Annotated in this window: 20 protein-coding genes; 5 read left to right on the forward strand and 15 right to left on the reverse strand. The window is 43.0% G+C overall.

The genetic code is table 11. The annotated features are described in order from the left end of the window. Positions 1–144 precede the first annotated feature (144 nt). The 6 genes from ntrC to CWC03_RS03145 all read right to left on the reverse strand — a co-directional run bounded on the left by ntrC (position 145) and on the right by CWC03_RS03145 (position 7063). Complete coding sequence (gene ntrC / locus CWC03_RS03115; RefSeq protein WP_138580535.1) at positions 145–1542, reverse strand: nitrogen regulation protein NR(I); 1398 nt, start codon at positions 1540–1542, stop codon at positions 145–147. After that, a complete protein-coding gene (glnL, locus tag CWC03_RS03120) occupies positions 1539–2621 on the reverse strand; it encodes a nitrogen regulation protein NR(II) (protein ID WP_138580536.1) in 1083 nt (360 codons plus the stop codon). Before glnL ends, ntrC begins: the two co-directional genes overlap by 4 nt. 547 nt (positions 2622–3168) lie before the next feature. Continuing rightward, positions 3169–3696 (reverse strand): DUF4124 domain-containing protein, encoded by a 528-nt coding sequence (locus tag CWC03_RS03130; RefSeq protein ID WP_249313930.1) that lies wholly within the window; start codon positions 3694–3696, stop codon positions 3169–3171. A gap of 246 nt (positions 3697–3942) precedes the next feature. Continuing rightward, the gene (gene glnA / locus CWC03_RS03135) at positions 3943–5349 is read right to left on the reverse strand and encodes a glutamate--ammonia ligase (RefSeq protein WP_138580538.1); all 1407 of its coding nucleotides are present in this window, start codon (positions 5347–5349) and stop codon (positions 3943–3945) included. A gap of 425 nt (positions 5350–5774) precedes the next feature. Next, positions 5775–6257 (reverse strand): hypothetical protein, encoded by a 483-nt coding sequence (locus tag CWC03_RS03140; protein WP_249313931.1) that lies wholly within the window; start codon positions 6255–6257, stop codon positions 5775–5777. 26 nt (positions 6258–6283) lie between these two features. Beyond that, complete coding sequence (locus tag CWC03_RS03145) at positions 6284–7063, reverse strand: ABC transporter ATP-binding protein (RefSeq protein ID WP_249313932.1); 780 nt, start codon at positions 7061–7063, stop codon at positions 6284–6286. A 473-nt stretch (positions 7064–7536) separates the two neighbouring features. Between CWC03_RS03145 and CWC03_RS03150 the strand changes: the two genes are divergently transcribed. After that, complete coding sequence (locus tag CWC03_RS03150; RefSeq protein WP_138580539.1) at positions 7537–8601, forward strand: restriction endonuclease; 1065 nt, start codon at positions 7537–7539, stop codon at positions 8599–8601. 44 nt (positions 8602–8645) lie between these two features. On the opposite strand, the gene CWC03_RS03155 is transcribed toward CWC03_RS03150, so the two are convergent. The 3 genes from CWC03_RS03155 to CWC03_RS03165 form a co-directional block, all read right to left on the reverse strand. Continuing rightward, on the reverse strand, positions 8646–10190 hold the full coding sequence (locus CWC03_RS03155; protein WP_138580540.1) for a TRM11 family methyltransferase: 1545 nt from the start codon (positions 10188–10190) through the stop codon (positions 8646–8648). Further along, the gene (locus CWC03_RS03160) at positions 10187–11296 is read right to left on the reverse strand and encodes a DNA methyltransferase (RefSeq protein ID WP_138580541.1); all 1110 of its coding nucleotides are present in this window, start codon (positions 11294–11296) and stop codon (positions 10187–10189) included. The genes CWC03_RS03155 and CWC03_RS03160 overlap by 4 nt, the downstream gene beginning before the upstream one ends. Positions 11297–11707: 411 nt before the next feature. Then, a complete protein-coding gene (locus tag CWC03_RS03165; protein ID WP_249313933.1) occupies positions 11708–12364 on the reverse strand; it encodes an ABC transporter permease in 657 nt (218 codons plus the stop codon). A 369-nt stretch (positions 12365–12733) separates the two neighbouring features. Here CWC03_RS03165 and typA point away from each other — a divergent pair, with 369 nt between their 5' ends. Next, positions 12734–14554 carry a translational GTPase TypA gene (gene typA / locus CWC03_RS03170; protein WP_125251358.1) on the forward strand — a complete coding sequence of 607 codons (1821 nt, stop codon included), beginning with the start codon at positions 12734–12736 and terminating at the stop codon, positions 14552–14554. Positions 14555–14659: 105 nt separating this feature from the next. On the opposite strand, the gene CWC03_RS03175 is transcribed toward typA, so the two are convergent. The 5 genes from CWC03_RS03175 to CWC03_RS03195 form a co-directional block, all read right to left on the reverse strand. Further along, positions 14660–15508 (reverse strand): CZB domain-containing protein, encoded by an 849-nt coding sequence (locus CWC03_RS03175; RefSeq protein WP_138580542.1) that lies wholly within the window; start codon positions 15506–15508, stop codon positions 14660–14662. 41 nt (positions 15509–15549) lie between these two features. Further along, positions 15550–16647, reverse strand: coding sequence for an ABC transporter substrate-binding protein (locus CWC03_RS03180; protein WP_138580543.1), 1098 nt, complete (start codon positions 16645–16647; stop codon positions 15550–15552). Further along, positions 16628–18697 (reverse strand): tRNA(Met) cytidine acetyltransferase TmcA domain-containing protein, encoded by a 2070-nt coding sequence (locus tag CWC03_RS03185; protein WP_138580544.1) that lies wholly within the window; start codon positions 18695–18697, stop codon positions 16628–16630. Before CWC03_RS03185 ends, CWC03_RS03180 begins: the two co-directional genes overlap by 20 nt. Continuing rightward, complete coding sequence (uvrD, locus tag CWC03_RS03190; RefSeq protein WP_138580545.1) at positions 18675–20840, reverse strand: DNA helicase II; 2166 nt, start codon at positions 20838–20840, stop codon at positions 18675–18677. Before uvrD ends, CWC03_RS03185 begins: the two co-directional genes overlap by 23 nt. 145 nt (positions 20841–20985) lie before the next feature. Next, a complete protein-coding gene (locus CWC03_RS03195; RefSeq protein WP_138580546.1) occupies positions 20986–21930 on the reverse strand; it encodes a chemotaxis protein CheV in 945 nt (314 codons plus the stop codon). A 122-nt stretch (positions 21931–22052) separates the two neighbouring features. Here CWC03_RS03195 and CWC03_RS03200 point away from each other — a divergent pair, with 122 nt between their 5' ends. Together CWC03_RS03200 and CWC03_RS03205 are read left to right on the forward strand one after the other, a co-directional pair. Then, positions 22053–23132, forward strand: a complete 1080-nt coding sequence (locus CWC03_RS03200) for a potassium channel family protein (protein ID WP_017219340.1) — start codon at positions 22053–22055, stop codon at positions 23130–23132. After that, positions 23132–23314 carry a hypothetical protein gene (locus tag CWC03_RS03205; protein WP_010374482.1) on the forward strand — a complete coding sequence of 61 codons (183 nt, stop codon included), beginning with the start codon at positions 23132–23134 and terminating at the stop codon, positions 23312–23314. The genes CWC03_RS03200 and CWC03_RS03205 overlap by 1 nt, the downstream gene beginning before the upstream one ends. On the opposite strand, the gene CWC03_RS03210 is transcribed toward CWC03_RS03205, so the two are convergent. Then, a complete protein-coding gene (locus tag CWC03_RS03210; RefSeq protein WP_138580547.1) occupies positions 23311–23772 on the reverse strand; it encodes an EVE domain-containing protein in 462 nt (153 codons plus the stop codon). The genes CWC03_RS03205 and CWC03_RS03210 overlap by 4 nt on opposite strands. 153 nt (positions 23773–23925) lie before the next feature. On the opposite strand from CWC03_RS03210, the gene tesB reads away from it, so the two are divergent. Further along, positions 23926–24783 carry an acyl-CoA thioesterase II gene (gene tesB / locus CWC03_RS03215; RefSeq protein ID WP_138580548.1) on the forward strand — a complete coding sequence of 286 codons (858 nt, stop codon included), beginning with the start codon at positions 23926–23928 and terminating at the stop codon, positions 24781–24783. Positions 24784–25097: the final 314 nt, after the last annotated feature.

Here is a 25097-nt window from a genome sequence, read left to right on the forward strand (position 1 = left end):
ATTAATTCAATTGGTATTATGCCGAGTCACAAGATACGGCATAGTCCAAGCTACTGGTTGTTTGTATGATTTTCAATCAGATATTATTCATTTTGGGAACTGGAGTAGTGGGAAAAAGCTGAGTCATAATACTCAGCTTGTCGTCTAATCTTGAATATTTCTCTCTTTTAGCTTTCTGGTCAACGTATTGCGCCCCCAACCTATCTTTAACGCCGCATCTTGCTTATGGCCATGGCAGGCATTGAGTGCTGATTTGATCAGTCGTGTTTCTAATTGTGCCTGTACATCGGGCCAAATATGGTCTTTTCCTTTACGTAACTCTGAGTCTAACCACGTTTGGAATGCGTCCAACCAATTGCCATGTTCTAAGGCGTCAATCTGTTGTGGCTTTTCTAGCTCTTCGGGCAGATCCGCAGGGGTGACAAGTTCGCCCGGCGCCATTACCGTTAACCAGCGGCAGGTGTTTTCCAATTGCCTAACGTTGCCAGGCCAGTGATATGCTTGCATTTTTTGCAGTGCATGTTTGGAGATGATTTTTGGCTCGGCTTTTAGCTCTTTGGCGCTTTTTGCAAGAAAGTGATCGCACAGTGCGGCGATATCTTCAGGGCGTTCACGTAAGGCTGGTAGTTTTAACCTGACGACATTTAGGCGGTGAAACAAGTCTTCACGGAATTTACCTTGCTTTACCAGTGTCTCTAAATCTTGATGGGTAGCCGCGACGATACGGACATCGACCTTCACGCTGTTGTGACCACCAACCCGATAAAACTCACCATCGGCGAGTACGCGCAATAGCCGAGTTTGTACGTCCAGTGGCATATCACCGATTTCATCTAAAAATAAGGTGCCACCGTCGGCTTGCTCAAAGCGGCCACGGCGCATGCTGTCAGCGCCAGTAAAAGCGCCTTTTTCATGGCCGAACAATTCAGACTCGACGAGATCTTTGGGGATGGCGGCCATATTGAGCGCGATAAAAGAAGCGTCTTTGCGCGGACTGTGATTGTGCAGCGCGCCTGCCACAAGCTCTTTACCCGTGCCTGATTCGCCGTTAATCAATACGCTCATACTTGACGCGGAAAGTTTACCGATAGCACGGAACACTTCCTGCATAGCAGGGGCTTCACCAATAATGTCGGGGCTATTGGCTTTTTCACTGTGGCGCTTTTGTTTTTTAGTTTGCTGGCCTGCACGAAATGCACGTTGCACAAGGGAAACGGCCTCGTTTAAGTCGAAAGGTTTGGCGAGGTATTCAAACGCCCCTTTTTTAAATGCGTTGACCGCAGAGTCTAAGTCCGAGTGTGCGGTCATAATGATCACAGGTAGGCTAGGGTAGAGCCCTGCAATTTTATCTAACAAGGCCATGCCATCGATACCAGGCATACGTACATCTGAGATCAGCACCGCAGGTTGCTCATATTCCAGTGCCGTCAATACATCTTGACCACTGGCGAAGCTCTCGGTTTCAAACTCAGCTCGCTTTAATGCCTTTTCTAAAACAAATCGGATTGAAGCGTCATCATCGACTAACCAAACTGATTTCATTGCACGTTTCCTGTTTCGGTGTTGTCAAAGGGAAGGTAGATACTGAACTCAGTGTGTCCTGGCCAGCTATCGCATTCGATAAATCCTTGGTGTTGCTCTACCAAAGTTTGCGCGATAGAGAGCCCAAGTCCAGAGCCTCCTTCTTTATTCGTGATCATCGGAAAGAACAATGTCTCTTTTACCTCATCGGCGATCCCTGGACCGTTGTCGCTGATACGGATGAGCAATGCTTTTTTCAATAGTCGCTCACCATGATGAAGACGGTGTTTAATGCGCGTTGTTATGGTGATCGTACCATCATGCTGTAGTGCTTGTTGGGCATTGCGCAGCATATTCAGCAGAACTTGCTGAATTTTGGCTTGATCTATCACGATGGCCGGAATACTGGGATCATAATCTTTTACCAAGGTGATATCCGCATCGCGCTCCAAGGTGGTTAACTTAATCACCGATTCTAACGCCAGATGGATATTACACGGCTCTTTTTGTGGTAACTGATTGGGTCCAAGCAATCTATCTACCAACTCGCGCAATCTATCTGCTTGCTCAATAATGAGCGTGGCACATTCTTCCCGTTCTTGTTGATCAGTTTCGTACTGCAATAATTGCGCCGCACCGCGGATCCCACCAAGTGGATTTTTTATTTCATGAGCAAGACCGCGAATGAGGTTTCGAGCTGCCTGAAATTGGTGCATTTGATTGGATGCTTGATCATAACGCAGGGCATCATCAACACGGCGACATTCCACTAAAATATACGCCTTGTCCGCAAGGTAAACTCGTCTGGCATGCAGACTTAGTGTTGCAACACGATTATCTACGAATACCACGTCTACCCTGTGTTGCTGGCAGTCTACGCCATCTTGTAGCACGTATTTAGAGAGCCTCGGTAAGTCAATATGATGATGATTAAACACGCTATCAATCGCCAGTCCGACAAGCCGCTTAGTGCTGAGTCCTAGTAATTCACTGCTGCTATAGTTGGCATAGTGGATCATTAAATTTTGATCGAGCACTAAAATCGCGGTTGAGAGAGATTGCCAAATTTTATCCAAGTCAATCGAGTTATGTTGATCCATTTATGTTCACCGTGCACCAATGTGGTGCAATGAGAATAGCACAGCTTTGTATGCTTTGAAGTAAATTATCACCTAAGCTCAGAAACTAGGGGTTTTCGAGCTCGTATCCTAAACTTGTTATTAATAAAGCATGCCAACTTTAAGGTGCCGAGATTATTAATGCTTTGTGTCAAAAAATACATCTAGCATGTGTTTGTGGGGGGAGCCTTTTTGTCACGTTCTGCATGAGCGGGTGTGACTTTCAAAGCGCTAAGTATGTTACCGAACAGATTAACTGCTTTCCTCCTCAAGCCGCGAGTGTACATCGAGTTACGAATGGCGAGAAAACTACCCTTACAGGTGTGATGCGGGTTGTTCAACCTAATTGGCGAGATAAATATTTACTGCACACAAAGGCTGAAGTCTACTATCAAGTTCAGGTGGGTGAGCAAAGGTTGTGGATTGACCATCATGAGTTGTCAAATTCAGCCTCTCTAATACCAGAGGGGATAAGCATGGCGTGTTTACAATTACTAGTTGAAAGCCAGTGTAAGTAGGAAATAAACCATTAATTATTCACGGTATTTCGGTGCAAAAAGAATTTATGGGTATCGCTTTGGGCAACTAAGGTTCCCTTTTGGTTAAACACTTTGATAACCAAAGAATGTTCGCCGCGATTGATGCCACGTAAAGCGAACTGGGTATTTGTTTGTTTTGGACCTGTCGCTACACCGTCGAGAAACAGTTGCACACTCAACCCTTGGGTAAATCTTGGTTCTACTGTGCCCGTCACGTATACGCTGCCACTATTGTCGCGGATTGTTTGTTCATGCTCAGGAGAAGTGATTTTAGTTGTATATTGGATAGTTGGTGTTGTATCCGTTTGTTCGAGAATTTTAGTATCAACACTTGGCATGGTTAAGGCGCTGGCGTTGAGTTTGACTTCTTTTGAACCAGGTTGCGGTACATCCGAATAGACCCAATGGCCGTTTTTGTCTTTCCAGCGATAGATTTTTGGGTTGGACTCAGCTGCAGCATCAATGCTTGTTAGGGCTAGCGTCATGCTAACCGAAATTATAAGAAACCACTGACGCACCACAACTCTCCACAGTAAACTACTGTTCATACTGTAGTATAGAGCAGTTGGAATTGCGAGTTAGAAATGAATAATTCCCATAATGACAACATAAAATAGACTTCATTTAAGCTTTTGAATTAAATCAAAAAAGCCCGTAATTACGGGCTTGAGAACACATATGATTAAGAGTGCCAGAAACGCATAATGAGTTTTGGCTCTACAAGCTCAATACTGCGGTACTGAGCGTAGTAGTCTGCTAGCGATTTAAACGCTGTAGTACATTTCGAACTCAACTGGGTGAGTTGTCATGTTTAATTTTTCAACTTCTTTCGACTTAAGTGTGATGTACGCGTCGATTAAGTCGTCAGTGAATACGCCACCTTGAGTTAAGAACTCGCGGTCAGCATCTAGAGAAGCAAGGGCCTCATCAAGTGATGCTGCAACCGTTGGGATTTCTGCTGCTTCTTCTGCTGGTAGGTCGTATAAATCTTTGTCCATTGCATCGCCAGGGTGGATCTTGTTGCGGATACCGTCAAGACCAGCCATCAACTGCGCTGCGAAAGCTAGGTATGGGTTCGCCGCAGGATCTGGGAAGCGTACTTCGATACGACGACCTTTCTCTGATGGGATCACCGGAATACGGATTGATGCTGAGCGGTTACGTGCTGAGTATGCAAGCATAACTGGCGCTTCAAACCCTGGTACTAGACGCTTATAAGAGTTTGTTGCTGGGTTAGTGAATGCATTGATTGCTTTAGCATGCTTAATGATACCACCAATGTAGTAAAGCGCTTCTTCAGATAGACCGCCGTACTTGTCGCCTGCGAAGATGTTCTTGCCGTCTTTAGCAAGTGATTGGTGGCAGTGCATGCCTGAACCGTTATCACCAACGATTGGCTTAGGCATAAAGGTTGCTGTCTTACCGTATAGGTGAGCCATGTTGTGGATAACGTACTTCATCTCTTGGATTTCGTCTGCTTTAGTCACCATAGTATTAAAGCGAGTCGCAATCTCATTTTGACCAGCAGTTGCTACTTCGTGGTGGTGCGCTTCAACAACGTGGCCCATTTCCTCAAGTACTAAACAAGTAGCTGCACGCCAATCATTAGACGAATCTACCGGTGCTACTGGGAAGTAACCACCTTTTACGCCAGGACGGTGACCTGTGTTACCACCTTCGTAGTCTTTGTCTGAGTTCCAAGACGCTTCTTCAGCATCGATTTTGTACATTGAGCCAGACATGTCAGTTTTAAATTTAACATCGTCAAACAAGAAAAACTCAGGCTCTGGGCCGAATAATACGGTGTCTGCAATACCCGTTGAACGCATGAACTCTTCAGCGCGTTTAGCTACGGAACGTGGGTCACGCTCGTAACCTTGGTGTGTGTTTGGTTCAACCACATCACAACGAACGATAAGCGTTGTTTCTTCTGCGAATGGGTCTAGCTTAGCACTTTCTGCATCAGGCATAAGTACCATGTCAGATTCGTTGATGCCTTTCCAACCAGCGATAGATGAGCCGTCAAACATTTTGCCGTCTTCAAAGAAGTCTTCATCGGCTTGATGATGTGGGATCGATACGTGTTGTTCTTTACCTTTTGTATCTGTGAAACGTAAATCAACAAATTTTACGTCGTGCTCTTTAATAAAATCTAAAACCGATTGTGACATGTGTCCTCCGACTCGTTGGGTTATTTTTTGCTGCAATGTACTGCAATTGCACACAAATAAGCTTGATCTGTGCCATGTTTTTAAGTTTTTGATAAATATTGATTTTTAACTTTTGGGAAATTTAGGGATTAGCTTGTTGCACTAACTTGGTGCGTAAATGTTTCATGATGGTGCGCAATATTGGTGCAAGCGATTCCCTGCGATAGTCACTCTATCTTCGAGTAAGTGTTTGGAGTATTGGTATAGATTATGAAGCGCAACAAAGCAAAAATTAATTTAATTCGATAGCTGGGATCAGGGGTCGTGTTTTAATAAAAAAGCAAGGCGCCTTGAGGGAGACGCCCTGCCTTCAGGGAGTTAATTTAATCGAAGCTAATTACTTCTCAGCGAGTATAATGCGGGCTTAGTAACAACCCCGCTGGCGGCTAATATTTTTGCCAAGCTTGATAGGACAATACCGCGACTGGCTGCATTGAGTTAAGGCCTTCGTCTGCGCTCGGTCCACGGCCTAAGTGAAAAGTAAATCCTAGCATCGGCATAAATTCAGGGGTGATATAAGTGGTATTGACTTGCGGCGTTTCAACTTTGCTTCTAACCACCTCTTCGGAATAGCCAAAGAGGGCGGTTTGCGACTCCGGCGTTTTTTCACTTTCATAGATCTCAAGTAGCATAGGTATCGGAGTGAAATCATCAAACTCCACTCTATCCTTGATATAGTGCACTGCTTTTGAAACGTAAAGCTGCTCTGCATTGGGGTAAGGCAACGGCGCAGAGAGAATAGTAAAGTTTAAATTAAACATCGCCACGAGCGTACCTAGTGTGAGTGCTAGCGTAGAGATAATCGTGATGGTAAATACTTTAACTTTACTCAGAGAGTGCAGACTGGCACTCATGTCTTTGACAAGCATATTACTTTCCTCGCTTCCATCATGGACTAAAACGTGTCAACGACTGTGTTGGCGTTAGTGTGTGTTTGGGGGGCCAGTATTTTGCCATCTAGAAGGTGTAGTTTGCGTGTCGCCATATCGGCATATCGAGGGTCGTGCGTCACCATACGTAATGTCGTCCCTTCTAGGTTTAGCGTTTTCAACATGTCCATAACGGCATCACCATTTTTTGAGTCAAGGTTACCTGTAGGTTCGTCAACAAGCAGTAATGCAGGGTTGCCGACGAGTGCGCGGGCAATAGCAATCCTTTGTTGTTGCCCACCTGAAAGCTGGTTTGGGCGATGTTTTGCGCGGTGTGCCATATCTACTTTTGTCAGACAGCTCATTACTGCGTGATCAATATCGGCATTGCTCATCGGGGTTTTACGATAACGCAATGGCAGCGCGATATTATCGTAGACTGTCAGCTCATCAATTAAGTTGAATGACTGAAAGATAAAGCCAATTTTTTCATTTCTGATATGTGGGGCAGCGGTCAAGCTAAGTTGGCTAACCTGTGAGGCATCGCCAACAATAAGAGGTTTGAACGGGATTAATTCCAGTTTGACTCTATTATTTGCGAAATCTTGCATGCCTCTGGTTTGCTGATGTAGCTGCTCATTAAACCAGTTTTCCAGAGACAGCTGTGCTGTTTGAGAGTCTGCTGACTTATGTAATTTTAGAATTTGGTAGGTTTGAATGTTGTTACGTTGCCACTGAGTAGCCAGTGAATCGTTGTAGTCATAGGTTAGCCAAACATCAGTATACCAGTGTGGTGTTGAATGCACTGGTTCGTCAAATTGTGAGGCTGTTACACCAATAATTTTGAATCCAAAACCAGAAAGGTAGATCCGTTTATAAACAATAGCTTAAAGTTATTTTTACACCGGAATCCATGGTAACTTATCGGCATGAAATGTGCTGTTAGATAACGCAGCAGAAACACATCTAACCATCGCGTTTGTCCATAGTTCGCCACGGAGGTTTCGAAATAGATATACACTCACCATCGGCAGTTATATTGAGCCCCCTGAACAACTTCCATATTATGATTATCCGGTCATCACTGATAGTAAGTGTGCTGCACTCTTATCTTTTGCATGGCTTGAGACTTCCACACCTTAAAAACTCACTCCATGAAGCTAAACTATGACTCGCTTTCGAAATTGCATAATGACTATTGAACCCATCAATCAATATGTGGGATTATTTTCACTGAAATATGCATTAAATTCAGAATGATAATAAAAGGCTAGAATAAATGATTGAATTTGCAGTTCATCCAAATGTCTATTCTACGGGTCGTCTAACCGGATTAAGACCCATTCTTGAAGATATGTGGATAAGAAACTTAACACCAGGTAATGGGACAATATTCATCGTATCAGGTTTCTCAAACTACAACGGTGGAGCTCGATTCTATAAATCACTAAAAGAGCATACTGAAGCAGGGGGATCTGTAGTAGCTATTTTGGGTGGTAGTACCAGTCAACGCCTATCAAGTAAACAAGTCGTCGATGCGCTACTTGAATGTGGCGCTGCAGTATACCTGATTAACCGAAAGCGCTTACTTCATGCCAAGTGCTATGGCTTTCTTACTAACGATGGTTATCAAGCGGCAACGATAAGCTCGGGTAACTTCACAGGTCCGGGGTTATCACAAAACATTGAAGCGTCAGTTTATTTAGATGACGCAACATTACACGCAAGTAATTTCAATTGGAACCACTTCATACATGAACTACTCGATCAAAATTGGCAATATCATCGGTGTACGTTAAACACTCCATATGCTCCATTTTGGAATCTTCTCTATGATGAATCACCTCACAATATTCAAATAGGTGAGGATGAACAAGAAACACTGATTGTATCCTTGGTGCCAACCGATACGAATAGAATTCAATCGGGGAGAGGGGAAAAAGCCGGATTGGGTAGCCAATACTTTTGGCTAAGTAAGGATTGTTTCGACTTTTTCCCTCCTTTAACAATTCGGAATGCTAGAGGATGGAAAGGTACTCTATCAACTCTAATTACACTTGATTACATAGACTTAGGAATACGAAGAGAAGAAAGAGTCACTTTTGAAGCTGAGAATAATCTCGACTTTAGGCTAGGAACTGGAGCACTAAGATACTCGGGCATCGCTGCACCAGGTGACTTAGCTTGCCTAAGCAGAATCTCTGATGACCACTACGAGTTAAGAATAATAAATCAATACCACCACGCATTTAATATGCTTGATAGCCATGCTATTACACATATAGGTAATAGGGGAAAGCGTTATGGCTTTATTGAAACATCTAGATTTATGAGTATTATATGATTAAAACAATAGGCACAAAGTGCCTATTGTTTTTTTTTAGTATTTTAATCAGGCTTTTGTAATGTGACTAAGGTCTCAACATTGATTGAGTTGGCTTTATGTAAGTCATAACGTTTATAAACATCTAATTTTAAATTTTCTAAAGAAACCCAACCAACACTCTCAGCAATTATTTTCAAGTAATTTGGGGTATCTAAAAGGAATAATTTACCACCTAATGTTGTTTGGTTATGACCAACAACCAAACCAAATTTTCCCTTTGGCTTTAGCATTTTAAGAACATTGGTAAACATTAACTTCATGTCGACAAAATACCTATAGACAACGTATGGCATTGCCTGTCTTCGAAAACCATCAGTATCTCCCAGTGATTTCAGCATATCTAAACATAGTAAATGCAGTTCATCTGGAATACTGTCGGCATTAGTTTCAAGCTGCTCGCGAAGAAAACGTTCTTCTTTTTTCGTCAACTCCCTAGAACCGATCAAATTATTCTCCAAAACTTTCACTTCCTTTGGAGAAGCAAATCCTAACCAAATCAAACTAAGCCGCTGGGTATCAATATAAGGCAAGGCTGTTGCATATGGAGGACTTGTAATAGCAGCGTCAAAATCAACAAAATCAATTAAACTTTCAGCATCCCTAATATCTATATTGAATGCTTTCGAGTTATTCCTAACATTTACAACATAAGGGGAGATAGATTTTACACGCTTTAAAAAATCTTCCACCTTTGACAACAGTGCATTAAAAAAACAGACTTCGGGTAAAGGAGATTTGCGTCTACGTATGCGAAGATCTGCTGGTTCCTGTTGCGAATAATCACGAATTAGATCACTTGCCACGCAAAGACATACATCCTTTGCTGCACTATTAATACTGGAACGTTCCAACTCATATTTTAGAATTTCAATTTTCTCAAATTGCTCTACATCAAACCATTTTTGAAGATAATCAGTTCGCTCGTTTTTTTCAAAATTGAAATCATATTGCTTGATGTCTATTTTAATCTTTTCAACAATTACCTTGATTTCATTTAACACCAGTTCAGCATCTAAATCCAAAGAAGCTAACTTTGTATTTGTGATATAAACCGCTAAGGGATTGAAATCAAAGCCATTAGACTTCATCCCTATCAACTCACTTTGATAAAGCGTTGTTCCACTACCGCAAAAAGGCTCAAGAACTTTGTCACAAGGTGACAAATCGAATAAATTTGCTATTGCTGATACTATTTGAGGATTAAACTTTCCTTTGTATTCATGCAAACCATGTGCACCATAACGAGTCGTTTGACGTTTTTGCCCGCCCGTCTTATGACAACTTGCTTCGTATATAGCTTGCAATGGCTGTTCAATAAAGTAATCCCCATCGTAAACTTTAACACTCTGTATATAAGTTAATCCTTTTACTAGCTTATTCAAAAGCTCTATTTTTACATCTGGAACTTCTAATTTATGAAAACGCCCCTCTGAAGACTCCAAAACATGTCCATCGCATTCAGTGACTAAGCGCTGGACTTCTCTCTCAAGAAGTTCGATTTCATACCCCAATAATTTATAGTTTACATGGTTCAATCTTATTTTCATTTTTTCTGAACCACAACAATCGTTTCTTTTTTAATATTTGCATGAGACAAATTGAAAGACTTTCGATTACTATTCATATTTCTATCAAACCGACCGATAATATTGAATCCCAACTCTTCTGCGCCATCAATAATAAGCTGAGCATTATCAATCACTTCACCATGTATTTTTGAACGCCCTACTACAAATGCAGCATAAGCAGAATCAATTAAAACATCATTAGCCAATGATAAAGTGCCTTTCATTTGATGAAAGAAGTCCTCTGCTGTGTGATGATTTCTCTTGAAAAAATGAGCTCTAGCGCCTATCTCAGATTTTTTCACTGACTGAGGATCAAAATCTAGCCACCACATTCTATATTTATGATATAGCCAGTATTCATAAGCATTTGGATACGGAGGGGACGTCACTAAAAGGCCAACTTTTTTAGGTATGTCATCCTTTGATACTTTCAAAATATCTTTATTTATAATTATTGATGAAGACACACCATCAAAATCAATGAGATTTTGACTTAGATTTATACATGAGTTTTCAAATAACGAATATACTTTCTGAGGAGATATATTTTTATCAATCGCAGCATATCGTGTATCACTATCTTGATTAGAAACTTTTACTATAATGCTAGATAAGGCAGCTCTTAAAGCATCAAATATCACGGTGTTGTCTCGATATAAGCCAATTGCAGTTTTTAACTTTAGAACTTCAATCTGTATTTCTTTTTTAAACCAATGATCTATATTTGGGATATTACTAAGACTACTCACATCTACTTCAAGCTCTACTGCAACTTGTAAAGCATGATGATATGCGTCAACAAAGTCAGTGCTCAATGGCGTTGTTTTTACTCTACTAATCAAGCAAGCTATAGGATTTAAATCAACCCCGATAGACTCATAACCTTTAGATTGAGCAACGCATAGTGCAGTGCCCGAACCACAAAAAGGATCTAAGATAACACCATCCGGACATCCCAATGTGTCTATTATTTGAGAAGGTATCTGAGGAATAAACTTCGCTGGATACGGGTGGATACTATGCAATCCTTTGCTCTGTCGTGAATCTTTGAAATCCCAATCTAGCTCTTTTAATGTTGCTAACATACTCTCTCAAACCAAAGTGAATACTGACGACCAGCAACTGATCTTATAACCAGTAGAAAGAAGAAACAAGGGTCGTATTCTCTCTTTTGTTTGCTCAGACCACAATAGGAATTGACATAAACTTTAAGTGGCTGGCAATAACATTGAATCGCCTCAAGTTTGCTAGAGATAACTTTCGTTGGTTTTTATCACGCACAGAATAAGCACAGACAAAAGAAAAAATATAAACCAGAGAAGTAGAATTTTAGACTAGTTATAGGGCTATGAAGATAGTCTCGAGGGGGTATTTATCACAGCAAAAATGTATAAAAGGCAAATCTAAAACACAAAAAACTAACATTACGTTGACTTTCAGTCTTGAAAAAGGTTTTATTTTTCAAATTTTTGATGCAGGTTGGTGGACTCGGGCCATCACGCATTGCTGCGGGGGATTTTGAATCCCCGATGTCTACCAATTCCATCACACAGGAACAATATAAACTGTGTTTTCTGAAGGTCTTTGCTGTCCATGCAAAGGGTTTTGAAATTTACCCCTTTAAAAACCACCGTTTTTTCTAAAACATCAGGGTTACCAGCGAAATATTGTTGCCACACAGAATATGAAATCATTGCAACCGGTTGCTGACTATCTAGACCTTCATCGCTGGAAAAGTAGCGACCGAGTGCCATCGGTGCATCAAGTAACTGCATGTACTCAGGGGTGATGGCACCGATATTAAATGTAGGACTACTTGGTAAGCTTTGCTCCACATCAATACTAATGTTTTGTAGTGCTATGCTTTCAATCTCGGGGAATTGGGGTTGTTTCTCATAAGACGTTAAGCTTCCAGCGTGCGGAATAAAGTTGCTTTGTTTTATTTCATTATTATCATCGACTAGCGCGCCGCGTAACAACATCAACCGCTCCGCATCTGGATAAGGGAGTGGTGCTGCGAGTAATTGATAATTGAGGTTGCATGTCGACACCAAAGCACCTAGTGCGAGCCCAAGTGTCAGAATAATAGTGACTGTATAACTGATATGACGTTTGAGCCGTTGCCAAGCCATGTTTATTGAATGTGTTACCATATTTGCTCCAAGTACAGTGAGGTGTCACGATGGTTTATTATTAATATTTCACCTTGATTGGTACTTTAGCAACGTATGTGCCAAACGCTATTGCCATGATATTAATAGGCTTTATTGTATTTTTGCAAGGGCTAAGTCCAGAATCGGACGAGCAAAGTATTGTAATCGGACTCGACCTAGTCGCGTTTTACTGCCCTCTTTACCAGAGAAATTCATGCTAGATTATTGAAAAAAATGTTGGATAAACTTTCATCTGTCACATTAATAGTAGATAATACGCGACCTTTAATTCTCAATCGGGCAATCTCAACGCGCATTTTTGCGTAGATCGACTAGGATCACTGAGGGCCAACTTCACTGAGTAATAATATGAGCATCGAAAAGTTAAGAAATATCGCGATTATCGCGCACGTAGACCACGGTAAAACAACGCTTGTAGACAAGCTACTTGAGCAATCAGGTACATTACAGCAGCGCGGTGGTAATGAAGAGCGAGTGATGGACTCTAACGATCTTGAAAGAGAGCGTGGTATCACCATCCTTGCAAAAAATACCGCAATCAAGTGGAACGACTACCGTATCAATATCGTAGATACTCCGGGACACGCCGACTTCGGTGGTGAAGTAGAACGTGTTCTTTCGATGGCTGACTCAGTATTACTACTAGTTGATGCACAAGAAGGTCCGATGCCACAAACGCGTTTCGTAACGCAAAAGGCGTTTGCTCAGGGTCTTAAGCCTATTGTTGTAATCAACAAAATCGACAAGCCGGGTGCTCGTCCTGATTGGGTAATGGACCAAGTTTTTGACCTATTCGATAACTTAGGTGCAACTGACGAACAGCTAGACTTTAAAGTGATCTACGCATCAGCAATCAACGGTTGGGCAACACTTGACCTAGATGAGCCGTCTGACAACATGGAGCCAATGTTCCAAGCTATCGTAGACGAAGTTGAAGCGCCTAACGCGGATCCTGAAGGTCCGTTCCAGATGCAAATTTCTCAGCTTGATTACAACTCATACGTAGGTGTTATCGGTGTTGGCCGTATTAAACGCGGTTCAGTTAAACCTAACCAACAAGTGACTATTGTAGGTGCTGATGGTAAGACGCGTAACGGTAAAGTTGGCCAAGTACTTGGTTACTTAGGTCTTGATCGTCACGAAGTTGAGCAAGCAACTGCGGGTGATATCATCGCAATCACAGGGCTTGGTGAGCTGAAAATCTCTGATACTATCTGTTGTCAGAATAACGTTGAAGCACTACCGCCACTGTCTGTTGATGAACCAACAGTAACAATGACTTTCTCTGTAAACACGTCTCCATTCTCAGGCCAAGAAGGTAAATACGTCACCTCGCGTAATATCCTTGAGCGTCTAGAAGCTGAGCTTGTGCACAACGTTGCACTACGTGTTGAAGAAACCGATAACCCAGATAGCTTCCGTGTATCTGGTCGTGGTGAACTTCACTTGGGTATTCTGATTGAGAATATGCGTCGTGAAGGCTACGAGATTGCAGTATCTCGTCCAGAAGTAATCCTACGTGAAGTTGATGGTCAGCTAGAAGAGCCGTACGAAACAGTAACCATTGACTGTCAAGAAGAGCACCAAGGTTCTATCATGGAGCAGCTTGGTCTGCGTAAAGCAGAAATGACTGACATGTCTCCAGATGGCAAAGGTCGTGTGCGTATGGACTTCATGATGCCTGCACGTGGTCTAATTGGTTTCCAAACAGAATTTATGACGTTAACGTCTGGTTCTGGTTTGATGTACCACACGTTCTCGCATTACGGTCCACACAAAGGCGGTAACATTGGTCAGCGCAAGAATGGTGTGCTAATCGCGAATGCACCAGGTAAAGCGCTAACAAACGCACTATTTAACCTACAAGAACGTGGTCGTCTATTTATCGGTCACGGTGTTGAGGTTTACGAAGGTATGATCATCGGTATTCATAGCCGTGACAACGACCTAACGGTAAATGCACTTAAAGGTAAGCAGTTAACTAACGTACGTGCAGCAGGTACTGACGAAGCACAAAACCTTGTGCCACCTATCGTGATGTCGCTAGAACAAGCGCTTGAGTTCATCGATGACGACGAGCTTGTAGAAGTAACGCCTGAAAGCATCCGTATTCGTAAGAAGTTATTGACTGAAAGCGAGCGTAAACGCGCTAGCCGCCAAGCTAAATAATAGTTAACCTGGACTTGGGATAACAACGTATCTCGAAAGCAGGTTACTTAGAATACAAAAAACGCCGCAAAAATTGCGGCGTTTTTTGTATTCCATTTTCCAAACCTAAAACAAACCGTATTCTTCCGTTTCTTCGGGCTCATAGCTTTGTAAATGTTCAGGGCGGAAAATGGCACTGGGGTCAATCAATACGCTGTGGCGTTTTCCCATCTTGACCAAACCTTTCATTAACTTTTTGGTTTGAACATCTATCTCAAAACCGATACTAGTCATTTCCTGCAGTGATTTAATATCGCTTTCGTCACAGTGAACGTTATCTTCGACCTTGTCGACTAGCAAACCGATATGCGGACTTCGGCCATCTTGAGTGGTAAAGACAATAATGGGTTTATGGTCGAGCATGATTTGGTCACGGGCGGATTCAAAAAGTCGCATCAGCTTATTAAAGGTGGTGCTCTTTTCACGAGCGAGCGTTTCTATGGCCTGTTGTTTTTGCCCCTGTGCGCACATCATCAACAGTTTATCTGCTAATGAATGTAGTTTTTCATGTGGTTCTTCGAAGCGCTTTAGAAGTGCTTTTAGGTCGTCATTTTCAGTTTTGAAGCCGTAAAACCACTGGCCAAAGGCGCATTGTCTAGGATCTTTAGCTTTAGTGAAGGGGACATCATTAAAAATACTTGCTTCTAAAGCGTGTAGCCATTCTTTATGATCTTCCTCTCGTTGTTTGAGCATATCCACAAGCTCTTGATTAGTTTCATAAGAAGAGCGTTTATTGAGAATGATCCCTAAATCGAATATAGGAGTAGGTATCCCCATATAATCCTTAACACCAAGAAAGCTTGGGTTGTCATTAGGTAGGTCTGTTAAGTTTTCTTCGTAGCGCTCAGTTAATAGAATATCGAGGATTTGCAGTGATATTGTTTTTTTCCCGACGCGAAAGTTAATTAAATCCATGTCAGCCTCGCATATGGTCAGTATCAACTAAGCATAGAACATTATTGGAAAAAGGAGCGGTAAACTGGCAATTTCTTTTGCTCTGGTTGGAGCATAAATACCTCTCGAATAACGGTGTTATGCTCCAACTCCTGTTGTAATGTGTTTAGTAGGCAATCGCTATCAATGGGCAGCTCACATTGCTCGATAGCAGCCGTCAATAAGTAGGCATTGAGATAGCCCTCAAAAACTTGTTCGTTATGGGAAAGCATCGTATTGCGAACAGCATCTCGGAAAGTATCACAAAGCTTGCCCTTGCAGATTGCAGGGTCAGGTACCACTTCGGTGACTAAAACTTTGGGGTTGCCACTGAGCCTGGCAAACAGCTCATTTGAGGAGGCAAATGAAACCGTAGCGTACTGTGTTTCAAGGCCAACCTCCATGGCGCGATTAATAAATTTAGACAGTGGCGTGTAGGTACCGACCATAGCAAAGCCCTCTATTTTATACTGTTGCGCTTGTTCAAGGGCTCGTTCAATATCATCAGTATTACGTCTAAAGCGTGTTATTACTACGGGCTTTAATCCTCGTTCCGCGAGTGCTCTGGTGAGGCTTTTTTCTACGGTTAGACCAAATTCATCGGCTTGTATGAGTAAACCCACCCGCTTTAGTTTTTGTTCATCGATAAAGTAGCGAATAATATCTTGCGCTTCTTTATTGTAGCTAGTGCGAAGGTTAAACACCTTGAAAGTATTAGGATCCTGAAGAAACTCAGCGCCAGTATATGGCATAAGAAAGGGAACCTTAGAGTGCTCTAAAATCGGCTTTATGGCATAAGATGTGGGCGTGCCCATGACGCCAAATAATGCATCGACTTTATTTTCATAAACGAGCTTACGGGCATTGGTCACGGTTTTGTGTGGCTCATAGCCATCATCCAACACCTGCAACTCAATTGCAGCGGCGTCATCGGCTTTATGCTGGTTATAAAAGCTAAAATGTAGCTCGGCACCAGCCCTTAGTTGTTGACCTATCTCTTTTGCTGGCCCGGAAAGTGCGGTGGACATACCAATTTTCACAACAGGTTGAGCGGATACTGTAAAATTCAGTCCAGCAGAAGCAAAAACGAATAGTAAAAACTTAACACCGAAAATACTCATATACTTGCCGCACTGTCTCTCTAAGCGTTGTGGTGAGGGCTTTTTTACCAGATAACCCAAGCAAATTAAGTACGACTTGGGTCGAATGTTGCTGTAATATTAGACGAATTACTAATGCTTTGGAAACTTTAGTTAAGTTTTTAAGCAATCGAGGATCGGTTGTGATCAGCTGCCATAAAAAAGGACATACTTGTTGCTCGACCGGATTGCTGTTACGTAGATAGCACAAATAATCCAGCTGTTCACTAGTTATGCTTTTAAAGGGCATTGTAGCTAATATAGCGGCAACCACCTCAGTATCAAGTTGTTGATAGTGCGAGCGTAACTGATAGAAAAAAGCTTGTTTAAATACTTGAGTATAGGTGTTGTCTAATTCGCCTCTGACTTTTTTAAGCATCAAAACTGCGTACTCGCCACTGGCTTTATCTTGCTTAAACCCCAGTTTCATTGGCTGATAGTGGCGCTGTGACCAAAACGAAAGCAACGGCGCTGTAAGACCAAAACTGGTTCCTATGTAACTGATATCTTTTGATAATGTGGTTTCAAAGGAAGCCAGTAGGCGGCGGCCAATTCCTTGCTGTTGTACATCTGGGTGTACGGCTATTCTAACGACTCTAGCGCTTTTTTCGGTGACAAAGCGGTTGTCACCAAAGCTTGTCGTTAGCTGCTGCGCCATGAGATGGCCTGCGGGCCTTCGCGTTCCTACCAGAATATCTCCTGCGAGATCTGCAGCGAGTCCGCCTTCGATAACAGCAAGGCAAATGCCTACTAGCTCGTTATTGCAAAATGCGCCCTGTAAGTGGAGATCGGGTGCATCTAATAATTGCCTTAAATCATCCACGCTGGTTTGATAATGTGCTAATACGAGTAGTGAAAATACTTGCTCAAGTAACGAGCTATTTTCTAACAACTCACTCTGTGCGATAGCACGCATTGTGGTTGGCGAGGTGAGTTGGGGTGATGTCGCTTTACACTCGAGTACAAATAAATCCCTGATCTGCCGCTCTAGTGGATCATCCGATGCGTAGCGAATAGGAGTCGACAAGGTGAAGTTAAGATAACTTGGGTAATGTGATTCCAAGTAGCGCTTAAACCGCAATGTGTAGCCTCTACCATTACCCTCATAACCAACTATGGTACTGGAAAAAATGCAGCGAAAACCAAATTGAGCGACTTGTATTAAAAATGGAACTGGCAAGGCGGCTGCTTCATCCACCAAAATAACCGTATTGCTATCAAGCGTAGAGGCTTGTTGTAGTAACGCATCTGGTGCCAGATAGCTGAGATTAGCCAGCTTCTTCGTTTTTACATCAACCTCGGTATTGAGTGCTTGAGCAAGCATGTCAAAGCAACTATGTAGAGCATGGAAATGGCGGCTACAAATAACAAATTGTTGTGTAGGGTGCTTTGATGCCAAGAGGCCCAATAGCGCGCTCTTCCCCCGACCTCTATCTGCGCTCAGTAATACAGGTTTTTGCCGGTTTTCCAATGCTGTGGAGAGTTGTGCCAGTACGTTTTGTTGCTCTTCAATACCGCAAACCGCTGAACTTGCAGCAAGATACGCTGAGGGCAGTTGAACCCCAAAGTGCTCGCTGATATGCCAAGCTGGTTGTTGCTGCCAGAGTTGCTGCCACCTTTTTAAAAAGTAGCTATGTTTGGGTATTTGCCCCTCAGAGCACCAGCGGGTAATTGCAGGGTCTAGCCAGTGGTCGAGTGCATCTAATTCGGGAAGTAACAACAGCAGTAAGCCGCCTGCCTTTACAGTGCCCGCCGCAGCTGCGATTTTGTTAGGCACAATACCACTAAAGCCGTCGTAGACTAAGTTGCTAAATTCTTGTCCGAGTATTTGGTGTAAATGCTCAGGCCAAACGGCATTTTCCAATGCCTTACTGCTACTTAGGATAAGATTATCGTTTGAGTTTGCTAGTAGCTGCTGACACTGCGCGTAGCACCAAGCTTGGCTGCCGGTGATAAGCAAGAGTTGCCGATGGCGCGCATCGGCAAGCTGAGAGCGTAATAGCGGCAGATTAGAGTGCTTGAAGTCTTGCATAGGCGGTTACTAACCACTTACTACCAACATCATCAAAGCTAACTTGAATGCGTGACTGAGCACCAGCACCTTCATAGTTAAGCACTGTGCCTGCACCAAATTTGGCATGCAGGACACGCTGGCCTAAATTAAAGCCGCTATCTTCAAAAGTCGCATGACTGATTGATGGGCTGAATCGACCTGAGTTAGCAGGGCGAGAAATTTGTGTTTTAATCCGAATTTCTTCCATGCAGTCTTCAGGAATTTCACGTAAGAACCTTGAAGGGCTGTGATGTTTTTCTTGACCATACAAGCGGCGGCTTTCTGCGTGGCTAATGTAAAGCTTATCCATGGCACGCGTCATCCCGACGTAGCACAAGCGGCGCTCTTCTTCCAAGCGGCCCGATTCTTCATTACTTTGCTGCGATGGGAACATGCCTTCTTCCACCCCAACCATAAAGACCAGTGGGAACTCGAGACCTTTGGCCGAGTGCAGCGTCATCATTTGTACCGCGTCTTCGTGTTCGTCAGCCTGGCCTTCGCCTGCCTCCAAAGAGGTATAGGCTAAAAAGCCTTGTAATGGTGAAGTAAAATCTTCATCGATAGGCAGTTCATACTGACCACAAGCACTGATTAATTCTTCCAAGTTTTCCACTCGAGCGCGGCCTTTTTCGCCTTTTTCGGCTTGATACATTGCCATTAGACCTGACTGCTCAATGGCCGTCTGCGCTTGTTGTGACAGTTCAAGCTCGGCAATTTTATCGTCGAGCTGCTCGACTAATTCAATAAATTTTGTCACCGCTGTAGCTGCTCTTCCCGCTAAATGCTTTTGCGCAAGCACGGCTTTGGCTGCATCCCAAAGTGAGAGTGATTCGTGACGCGCACAATCGCGAATATGGCTTAACGTTTTATCACCAATACCACGGGTAGGCGTGTTTATCACACGCTCAAATGCTGCGTCATCATTGCGATTGCTGATTATACGAAGATAAGACAGGGCATCTTTAATCTCTTGGCGTTCGAAGAAACGCATACCGCCATAAATACGGTATTTTAACCCTTCTTGAAGTAGGGCTTCTTCTAACACTCGGGATTGTGCGTTATTTCTGTAGAGTACGGCGCTGTCGCTGAGCGCATTGCCAGCCTGTAACCAAGATTTAATTTTGCCAACCACAAAGCGTGCTTCATCAAGCTCATTAAAAGCGGCGTAAATTGAAATTGGCTCGCCTTGGTTACCGTCGGTCCAGAGACTTTTACCCATTCGTTCCGCGTTGTTTTCAATGAGCGCATTGGATGCTTTTAGAATGGTTGCAGTAGAACGATAATTTTGTTCAAGTCGGATCGTTTCGGCGTTAAAGTCGTCCAGAAAACGTTTGATGTTTTCTATTTTTGCACCACGCCAGCCGTAAATACTTTGGTCGTCATCACCTACGATCATGATATTGTTGTCACTACCTGCAAGCAGGCGCAACCACAAATATTGAATGCTGTTGGTATCTTGGAACTCGTCCACTAGCATATGACGGAAGCGTTGTTGATAGTGACGTAGCAAGGTAGGTTGTTGCTGTAATAGCTCGTAGCAGCGCAATAGGATCTCAGCAAAGTCAACAAGGCCAGCTCTATCACAGGCATCTTGGTAAGCACTATACACATTCAACATCAACTGCTCATTGACATCATATGCTTGAATATCTTTGGGTCTCAACCCTTCGTCTTTACGCGCGCTGATGTACCAGCTTAACTGCTTAGGTGGCCACTTTTTCTCATCGATATTCATGGCTTTGAGCAAACGGCGGATCATTCGTTGCTGATCATCGCTATCTAAAATTTGAAATGATTCTGGTAATTTAGCTTCACGGTGATGGGCGCGTAACATGCGGTGGGCAAGGCCGTGGAAAGTACCTATCCACATACCACCAACAGGGCCATTGAGCGTCGCTTCAACACGAGCACGCATTTCTTTGGCTGCCTTATTGGTAAAGGTTACTGCAAAGATACTAAATGGAGAAGCGTGCTCAACTTGCATAAGCCAAGCTATACGATGAACGAGTACTCGTGTTTTACCTGAACCCGCACCTGCGAGCACTAGCATGTTTTGCAGAGGTGCGGCGACTGCATCGCGCTGTTTGTCGTTGAGGCCGTCGAGTAATTCTGATACGTCCATTGCTTTGCCTATTTGCTCAAATGATGGCAAGTATACCGAGTCGCTGCCGTAAATCCCAGCATATCGCAAAGCAAACCTAACCGAGTAAAGGTAACGTTATGATTTATAAAGAAACATAAACTGGTTTTTTATACAGTGTTTATATTTATTTTTGCAAAACGTCCTTCAACCGATTTTGTACCTCTGTTACCAATAAATCGGGTTGGAATTTTGATAGAAACGCATTACAACCCACTTTTTCGACCATGGCATTGTTAAAGCTGCCACTGAGTGAGGTATTGAGAATGACATAAAGGTCTTTCAGGCGACTATCGTTGCGAATTTCGTAGGTCAGTCGATAACCATCCATGACGGGCATTTCGGCATCGGTGATCACTGCAAGTAATTCTTTTTGTACGTCGATACCTTCGTCGGCCCAGTGCTTTAACACATTGAGCGCCTCTTGGCCGTCAGTTGCTGGGATGATTTCTATGCCTAATTGTGCCAAGGTATCGGCAACTTGACGACGAGCGGTCGGTGAATCATCGGCATGTAAAATTTTACGACCATGAAACTCATTGATGATATCTTTATCTAGAATGTCTTGCGGGATCTCAACTTTGTATTCAACGATTTCGGCAAGTACCTTTTCTACATCGATGATTTCAACGATGTGTTCAGCGCCGTCACGCTTTATTTTAGTCAGTGCGGTGAGATAATGGTTGCGGCCAACAGACTTAGGAGTTGGCATAATATCGGACCATGTAGTATTGACGATTTGGTCAACTTTACCAACTAAGAAGGCCTGTACTGAGCGGTTGTACTCTGTGATCACTAAGTTACAGTCTTTGTCCCGGTCACATGGCGGCATGCATATCGCTTGTCGTAAATCGATAACCGGAATAGACTCGCCACGGATGTTGGTTACGCCACACACTTTAGGGTGTGCGTTGGGCATTTTGTTAAGATGAGGGAGCTTAACAACTTCTTTTACTTTAAATACGTTGAGCGCAAAAAAGTGGCGGCTATGAAGATGAAACAATAGCAACTCTAGGCGGTTTTCACCCACCAGTTGTGTACGCTGATTTACTGAGGCCAATACGCCAGCCATGTTAACCCCTCATTACTTCTTGTAACCTTTTCTAAGACTATATCAAAGAAGTCGATATGTCGTATTGTTTTTTGGCTAAAATCTGCAGTAAGGTAGCAGTATGTATTTGATAGGGAAGCAATATGCCTATAATTTTTAAGCGTTTAGTTGTTTTGATGCGAGCCCATGTGGATAAGGCAAGCTGGCAACTGTTATTTATGGCAACGCTCATTCATATGTCGGTGACGTGGGGGTTATTATGGCTCAGCAATGAATCGGCGTTATTACCACTGAGCACGTTCTTTTATTACTACGTGGTGACGACTTCAACAGTTGGCTACGGAGACTTTAGTGCAACAACGGATTTTGGCCGTTTAGTCGTTGCCATAATACAGATCCCATTTGGCCTTGCGCTATTTGGTGTGTTATTGGGAAAAGCTGGACAATTTGTGACGTATTGGGTGAGAAGAGGCATGACAGGGGAAAAAGACTTTGCACATTTGCAAAACCACATTGTAATTTTTGGTTGGCATGATGTCAGAACAAAAAAAATGGTGGATTACATTTTAGGTGACAATAAACGCGAAGATAGAAAAATCGTATTAGCCGTCACCGAGGCCATGGAGCATCCGCTGTTGAGTTATCCGGAAGTCGCATTTGCGCGTTTAACCAGCTTTACTGATGACGAACAGCTAAGTCGGATTAACATCGAGCGGGCTGACAAAATCATCATTGATGGCGATGATGATAACCAGACATTTACCACCGCGCTAAAGCTTAGCCGGGTAGTAAAACCCGAAGCACATATTAGCGCGCACTTCTTGGACGATAGCAAAGCACTGCTTTTAAGAGAGCATTGTAAAAATGTTGAATGCTCAGCATCTATGTCTGCGGAAATCTTAGTGCGAGCCATGCAAGACCCAGGCTCAAGCCGAGTGCAAGAGGAATTGCTGTCGACGCTACACGGCGATACGCAATTTAGCTTAGCCTTACCTGCAGAGGTAAGCTGTTTAACCTTTGGTGATATTTTTGGTTATTTTAAACAGCATCATGATGCGACGCTGCTCGGTGTTGCGCACGATATAAATGCGCTAAATATGGATCTAAACCCACCTCTGGATTACAACATCACAGGGGGAGATATTTTGCACTATATTGCACCGCAACGGGTGCTTGCATCAGAGGTTGACTGGTCATCACTATGTTCGAAGAACTCTTCTTGATGATTGCTGTTGTGTGCGCTTACTTACTTCCTGTCGCTTTAGTTGCAGGAAGCAAGCGCAGCAAAGGGCATGAGAAAAACGGCTGGTTGATAGGAACGCTGCTATTTTCTTGGGTCGCTTTGCTGCTATATATCAGCATTGTGCCTAAACACGGGCGACAAAAAGGCAAAGCAAAACGTTAGCTTTGCCCCGACATCTCTAAAATAACCTGCCACTCAGGTTCGATGATGGGCATGATGGATAATCGTCCCCCTTTTTTTAGAGCCAGCTCGGTGAGCGCAGCGTTGGCTTTTATCGCTTGCAGGGTCACCGGGCGTAGGTGTTTCTCGTATGCTAGCGTGACGCCTACCCAGCGAGGGTTATCGGTGCTTGATTTGGCATCATAATAATCACTGTTTAAGTCAAATTGGTGTGGATCTGGCTCTGCTGCTTTCACTACTTTGGCAATGCCGACAACCGCAGGTACTTTACAGCTTGAGTGATAAATAAATACTGAATCACCCACCTTAACCTCGTCGCGCAGGAAATTTCTAGCCTGATAATTACGAATTCCTTCCCAAAATGTTTGCTGCTCAGGCGCGTTTTTTAAGTCATCAATGGAAAATGCATCGGGTTCTGTTTTAAACAGCCAATAAGCCATATGGGTTAGTCCAATAGTTTGAGTTATGATGTATTATACTCATTTGAGCAATATACTTGGTTTGCTACCAGTCCGTGTCTTAATTGGATTTGGTAAAAGTATTATCTCATTATAACGACTATCGCCAGTTCTACTAGACGTTCGGAGTGCAACATGAGTCAAGTGTTACAAAATCTGTTGGATTTACTCAGCCTTGAAGAAATTGAACAAGGGATATATCGAGGTCAAAGCCAAGACCTTGGCTTTCCTCAAGTGTTTGGAGGTCAGGTGATGGGGCAGGCGTTGTCTGCGGCAAAATACACCTTACCAGAAGGGCGCTTTGTTAACTCGCTGCACTCTTACTTTTTGCGTCCTGGTGATGCGAGTAAGCCCATCGTCTACGATGTTGAAAATATTCGTGATGGTCGAAGTTTTAGCACGCGTAGGATCAGTGCTATTCAATACGGTAAGCCGATATTTTACATGACTGCCTCTTTCCAAGGGGATGAGCCCGGCGTTTCTCACCAATCTTTGATGCCGGATGTACCAGAGCCTGAAACGTTAAAGTCATCACTCCACTTTTATCAAGAACATGCGGACCTCATTCCTGAATCACTTCGAGCGAAATTTACGCAAGAAATGCCGCTGGATATGCGCCCTGTAAACTTTCAAAATCCATTTAAACCCAAAAAACAGGACCCGGTGAGAAATGTTTGGTTTAAAGCCAATGGTGACATGCCGAATGATAGAAGGATCCACAACTATTTGCTGGCTTATGCCTCTGATTTTGAATTTTTACCAACAGCACTACAACCACATGGTTTGTCGTTTATGCAGCCGAATATGCAAGTTGCGACAATAGACCATGCGATGTGGTTTCATCGTCCGTTTAGAATGGATGAGTGGATTTTATATAGTGTTGATAGTCCAAGCGCGTCTAATGGTCGTGGCCTAGTACGAGGCCAGTTCTTCAACCGCCAAGGTGAGTTAGTTGCGTCAACTATTCAAGAAGGTGTGATGCGTCAACGCTAATTTGTTGGAAAGTGTATGATGCTTTTTAACAGTAATCTTGCTTGGTGCTTTGTACAGCACTAAGCAAAGTATAAACTTATAAAATTATAAATCATTGTTTGCATAGGGTTTTCCTGTTTTTTGATGGCCGTTCCTAAAGTCGTCTGCACTACTTTTTCCGGTGCTGTATTCGGTTTGATTTTGCACTATCTTTAAAATTCTATCTAGATGTAGCGTAATTGCATTTTCCCCCAAACAAAAATTAACACTAAAGTCAGCTAAATTTATCTACATTATTATTAACAAAACGAATCGTCGCGTCACAGATTGGCGCA

The sequence above is a fragment of the Pseudoalteromonas sp. S2755 genome, assembly GCF_005886535.1.
Lineage (GTDB): Bacteria > Pseudomonadota > Gammaproteobacteria > Enterobacterales > Alteromonadaceae > Pseudoalteromonas.

Coding starts and splice junctions, on each gene's coding strand:
- ntrC (WP_138580535.1), bottom strand. CDS start 1,542: ATGAAATCAGTTTGGTTAGTCGATGATGACGCTTCAATCCGATTTGTT.
- glnL (WP_138580536.1), bottom strand. CDS start 2,621: ATGGATCAACATAACTCGATTGACTTGGATAAAATTTGGCAATCTCTC.
- glnA (WP_138580538.1), bottom strand. CDS start 5,349: ATGTCACAATCGGTTTTAGATTTTATTAAAGAGCACGACGTAAAATTT.
- CWC03_RS03140 (WP_249313931.1), bottom strand. CDS start 6,257: ATGCTTGTCAAAGACATGAGTGCCAGTCTGCACTCTCTGAGTAAAGTT.
- CWC03_RS03150 (WP_138580539.1), top strand. CDS start 7,537: ATGATTGAATTTGCAGTTCATCCAAATGTCTATTCTACGGGTCGTCTA.
- CWC03_RS03155 (WP_138580540.1), bottom strand. CDS start 10,190: ATGAAAATAAGATTGAACCATGTAAACTATAAATTATTGGGGTATGAA.
- CWC03_RS03160 (WP_138580541.1), bottom strand. CDS start 11,296: ATGTTAGCAACATTAAAAGAGCTAGATTGGGATTTCAAAGATTCACGA.
- CWC03_RS03165 (WP_249313933.1), bottom strand. CDS start 12,364: ATGGTAACACATTCAATAAACATGGCTTGGCAACGGCTCAAACGTCAT.
- typA (WP_125251358.1), top strand. CDS start 12,734: ATGAGCATCGAAAAGTTAAGAAATATCGCGATTATCGCGCACGTAGAC.
- CWC03_RS03175 (WP_138580542.1), bottom strand. CDS start 15,508: ATGGATTTAATTAACTTTCGCGTCGGGAAAAAAACAATATCACTGCAA.
- CWC03_RS03180 (WP_138580543.1), bottom strand. CDS start 16,647: ATGAGTATTTTCGGTGTTAAGTTTTTACTATTCGTTTTTGCTTCTGCT.
- CWC03_RS03185 (WP_138580544.1), bottom strand. CDS start 18,697: ATGCAAGACTTCAAGCACTCTAATCTGCCGCTATTACGCTCTCAGCTT.
- uvrD (WP_138580545.1), bottom strand. CDS start 20,840: ATGGACGTATCAGAATTACTCGACGGCCTCAACGACAAACAGCGCGAT.
- CWC03_RS03195 (WP_138580546.1), bottom strand. CDS start 21,930: ATGGCTGGCGTATTGGCCTCAGTAAATCAGCGTACACAACTGGTGGGT.
- CWC03_RS03200 (WP_017219340.1), top strand. CDS start 22,053: ATGCCTATAATTTTTAAGCGTTTAGTTGTTTTGATGCGAGCCCATGTG.
- CWC03_RS03205 (WP_010374482.1), top strand. CDS start 23,132: ATGATTGCTGTTGTGTGCGCTTACTTACTTCCTGTCGCTTTAGTTGCA.
- CWC03_RS03210 (WP_138580547.1), bottom strand. CDS start 23,772: ATGGCTTATTGGCTGTTTAAAACAGAACCCGATGCATTTTCCATTGAT.
- tesB (WP_138580548.1), top strand. CDS start 23,926: ATGAGTCAAGTGTTACAAAATCTGTTGGATTTACTCAGCCTTGAAGAA.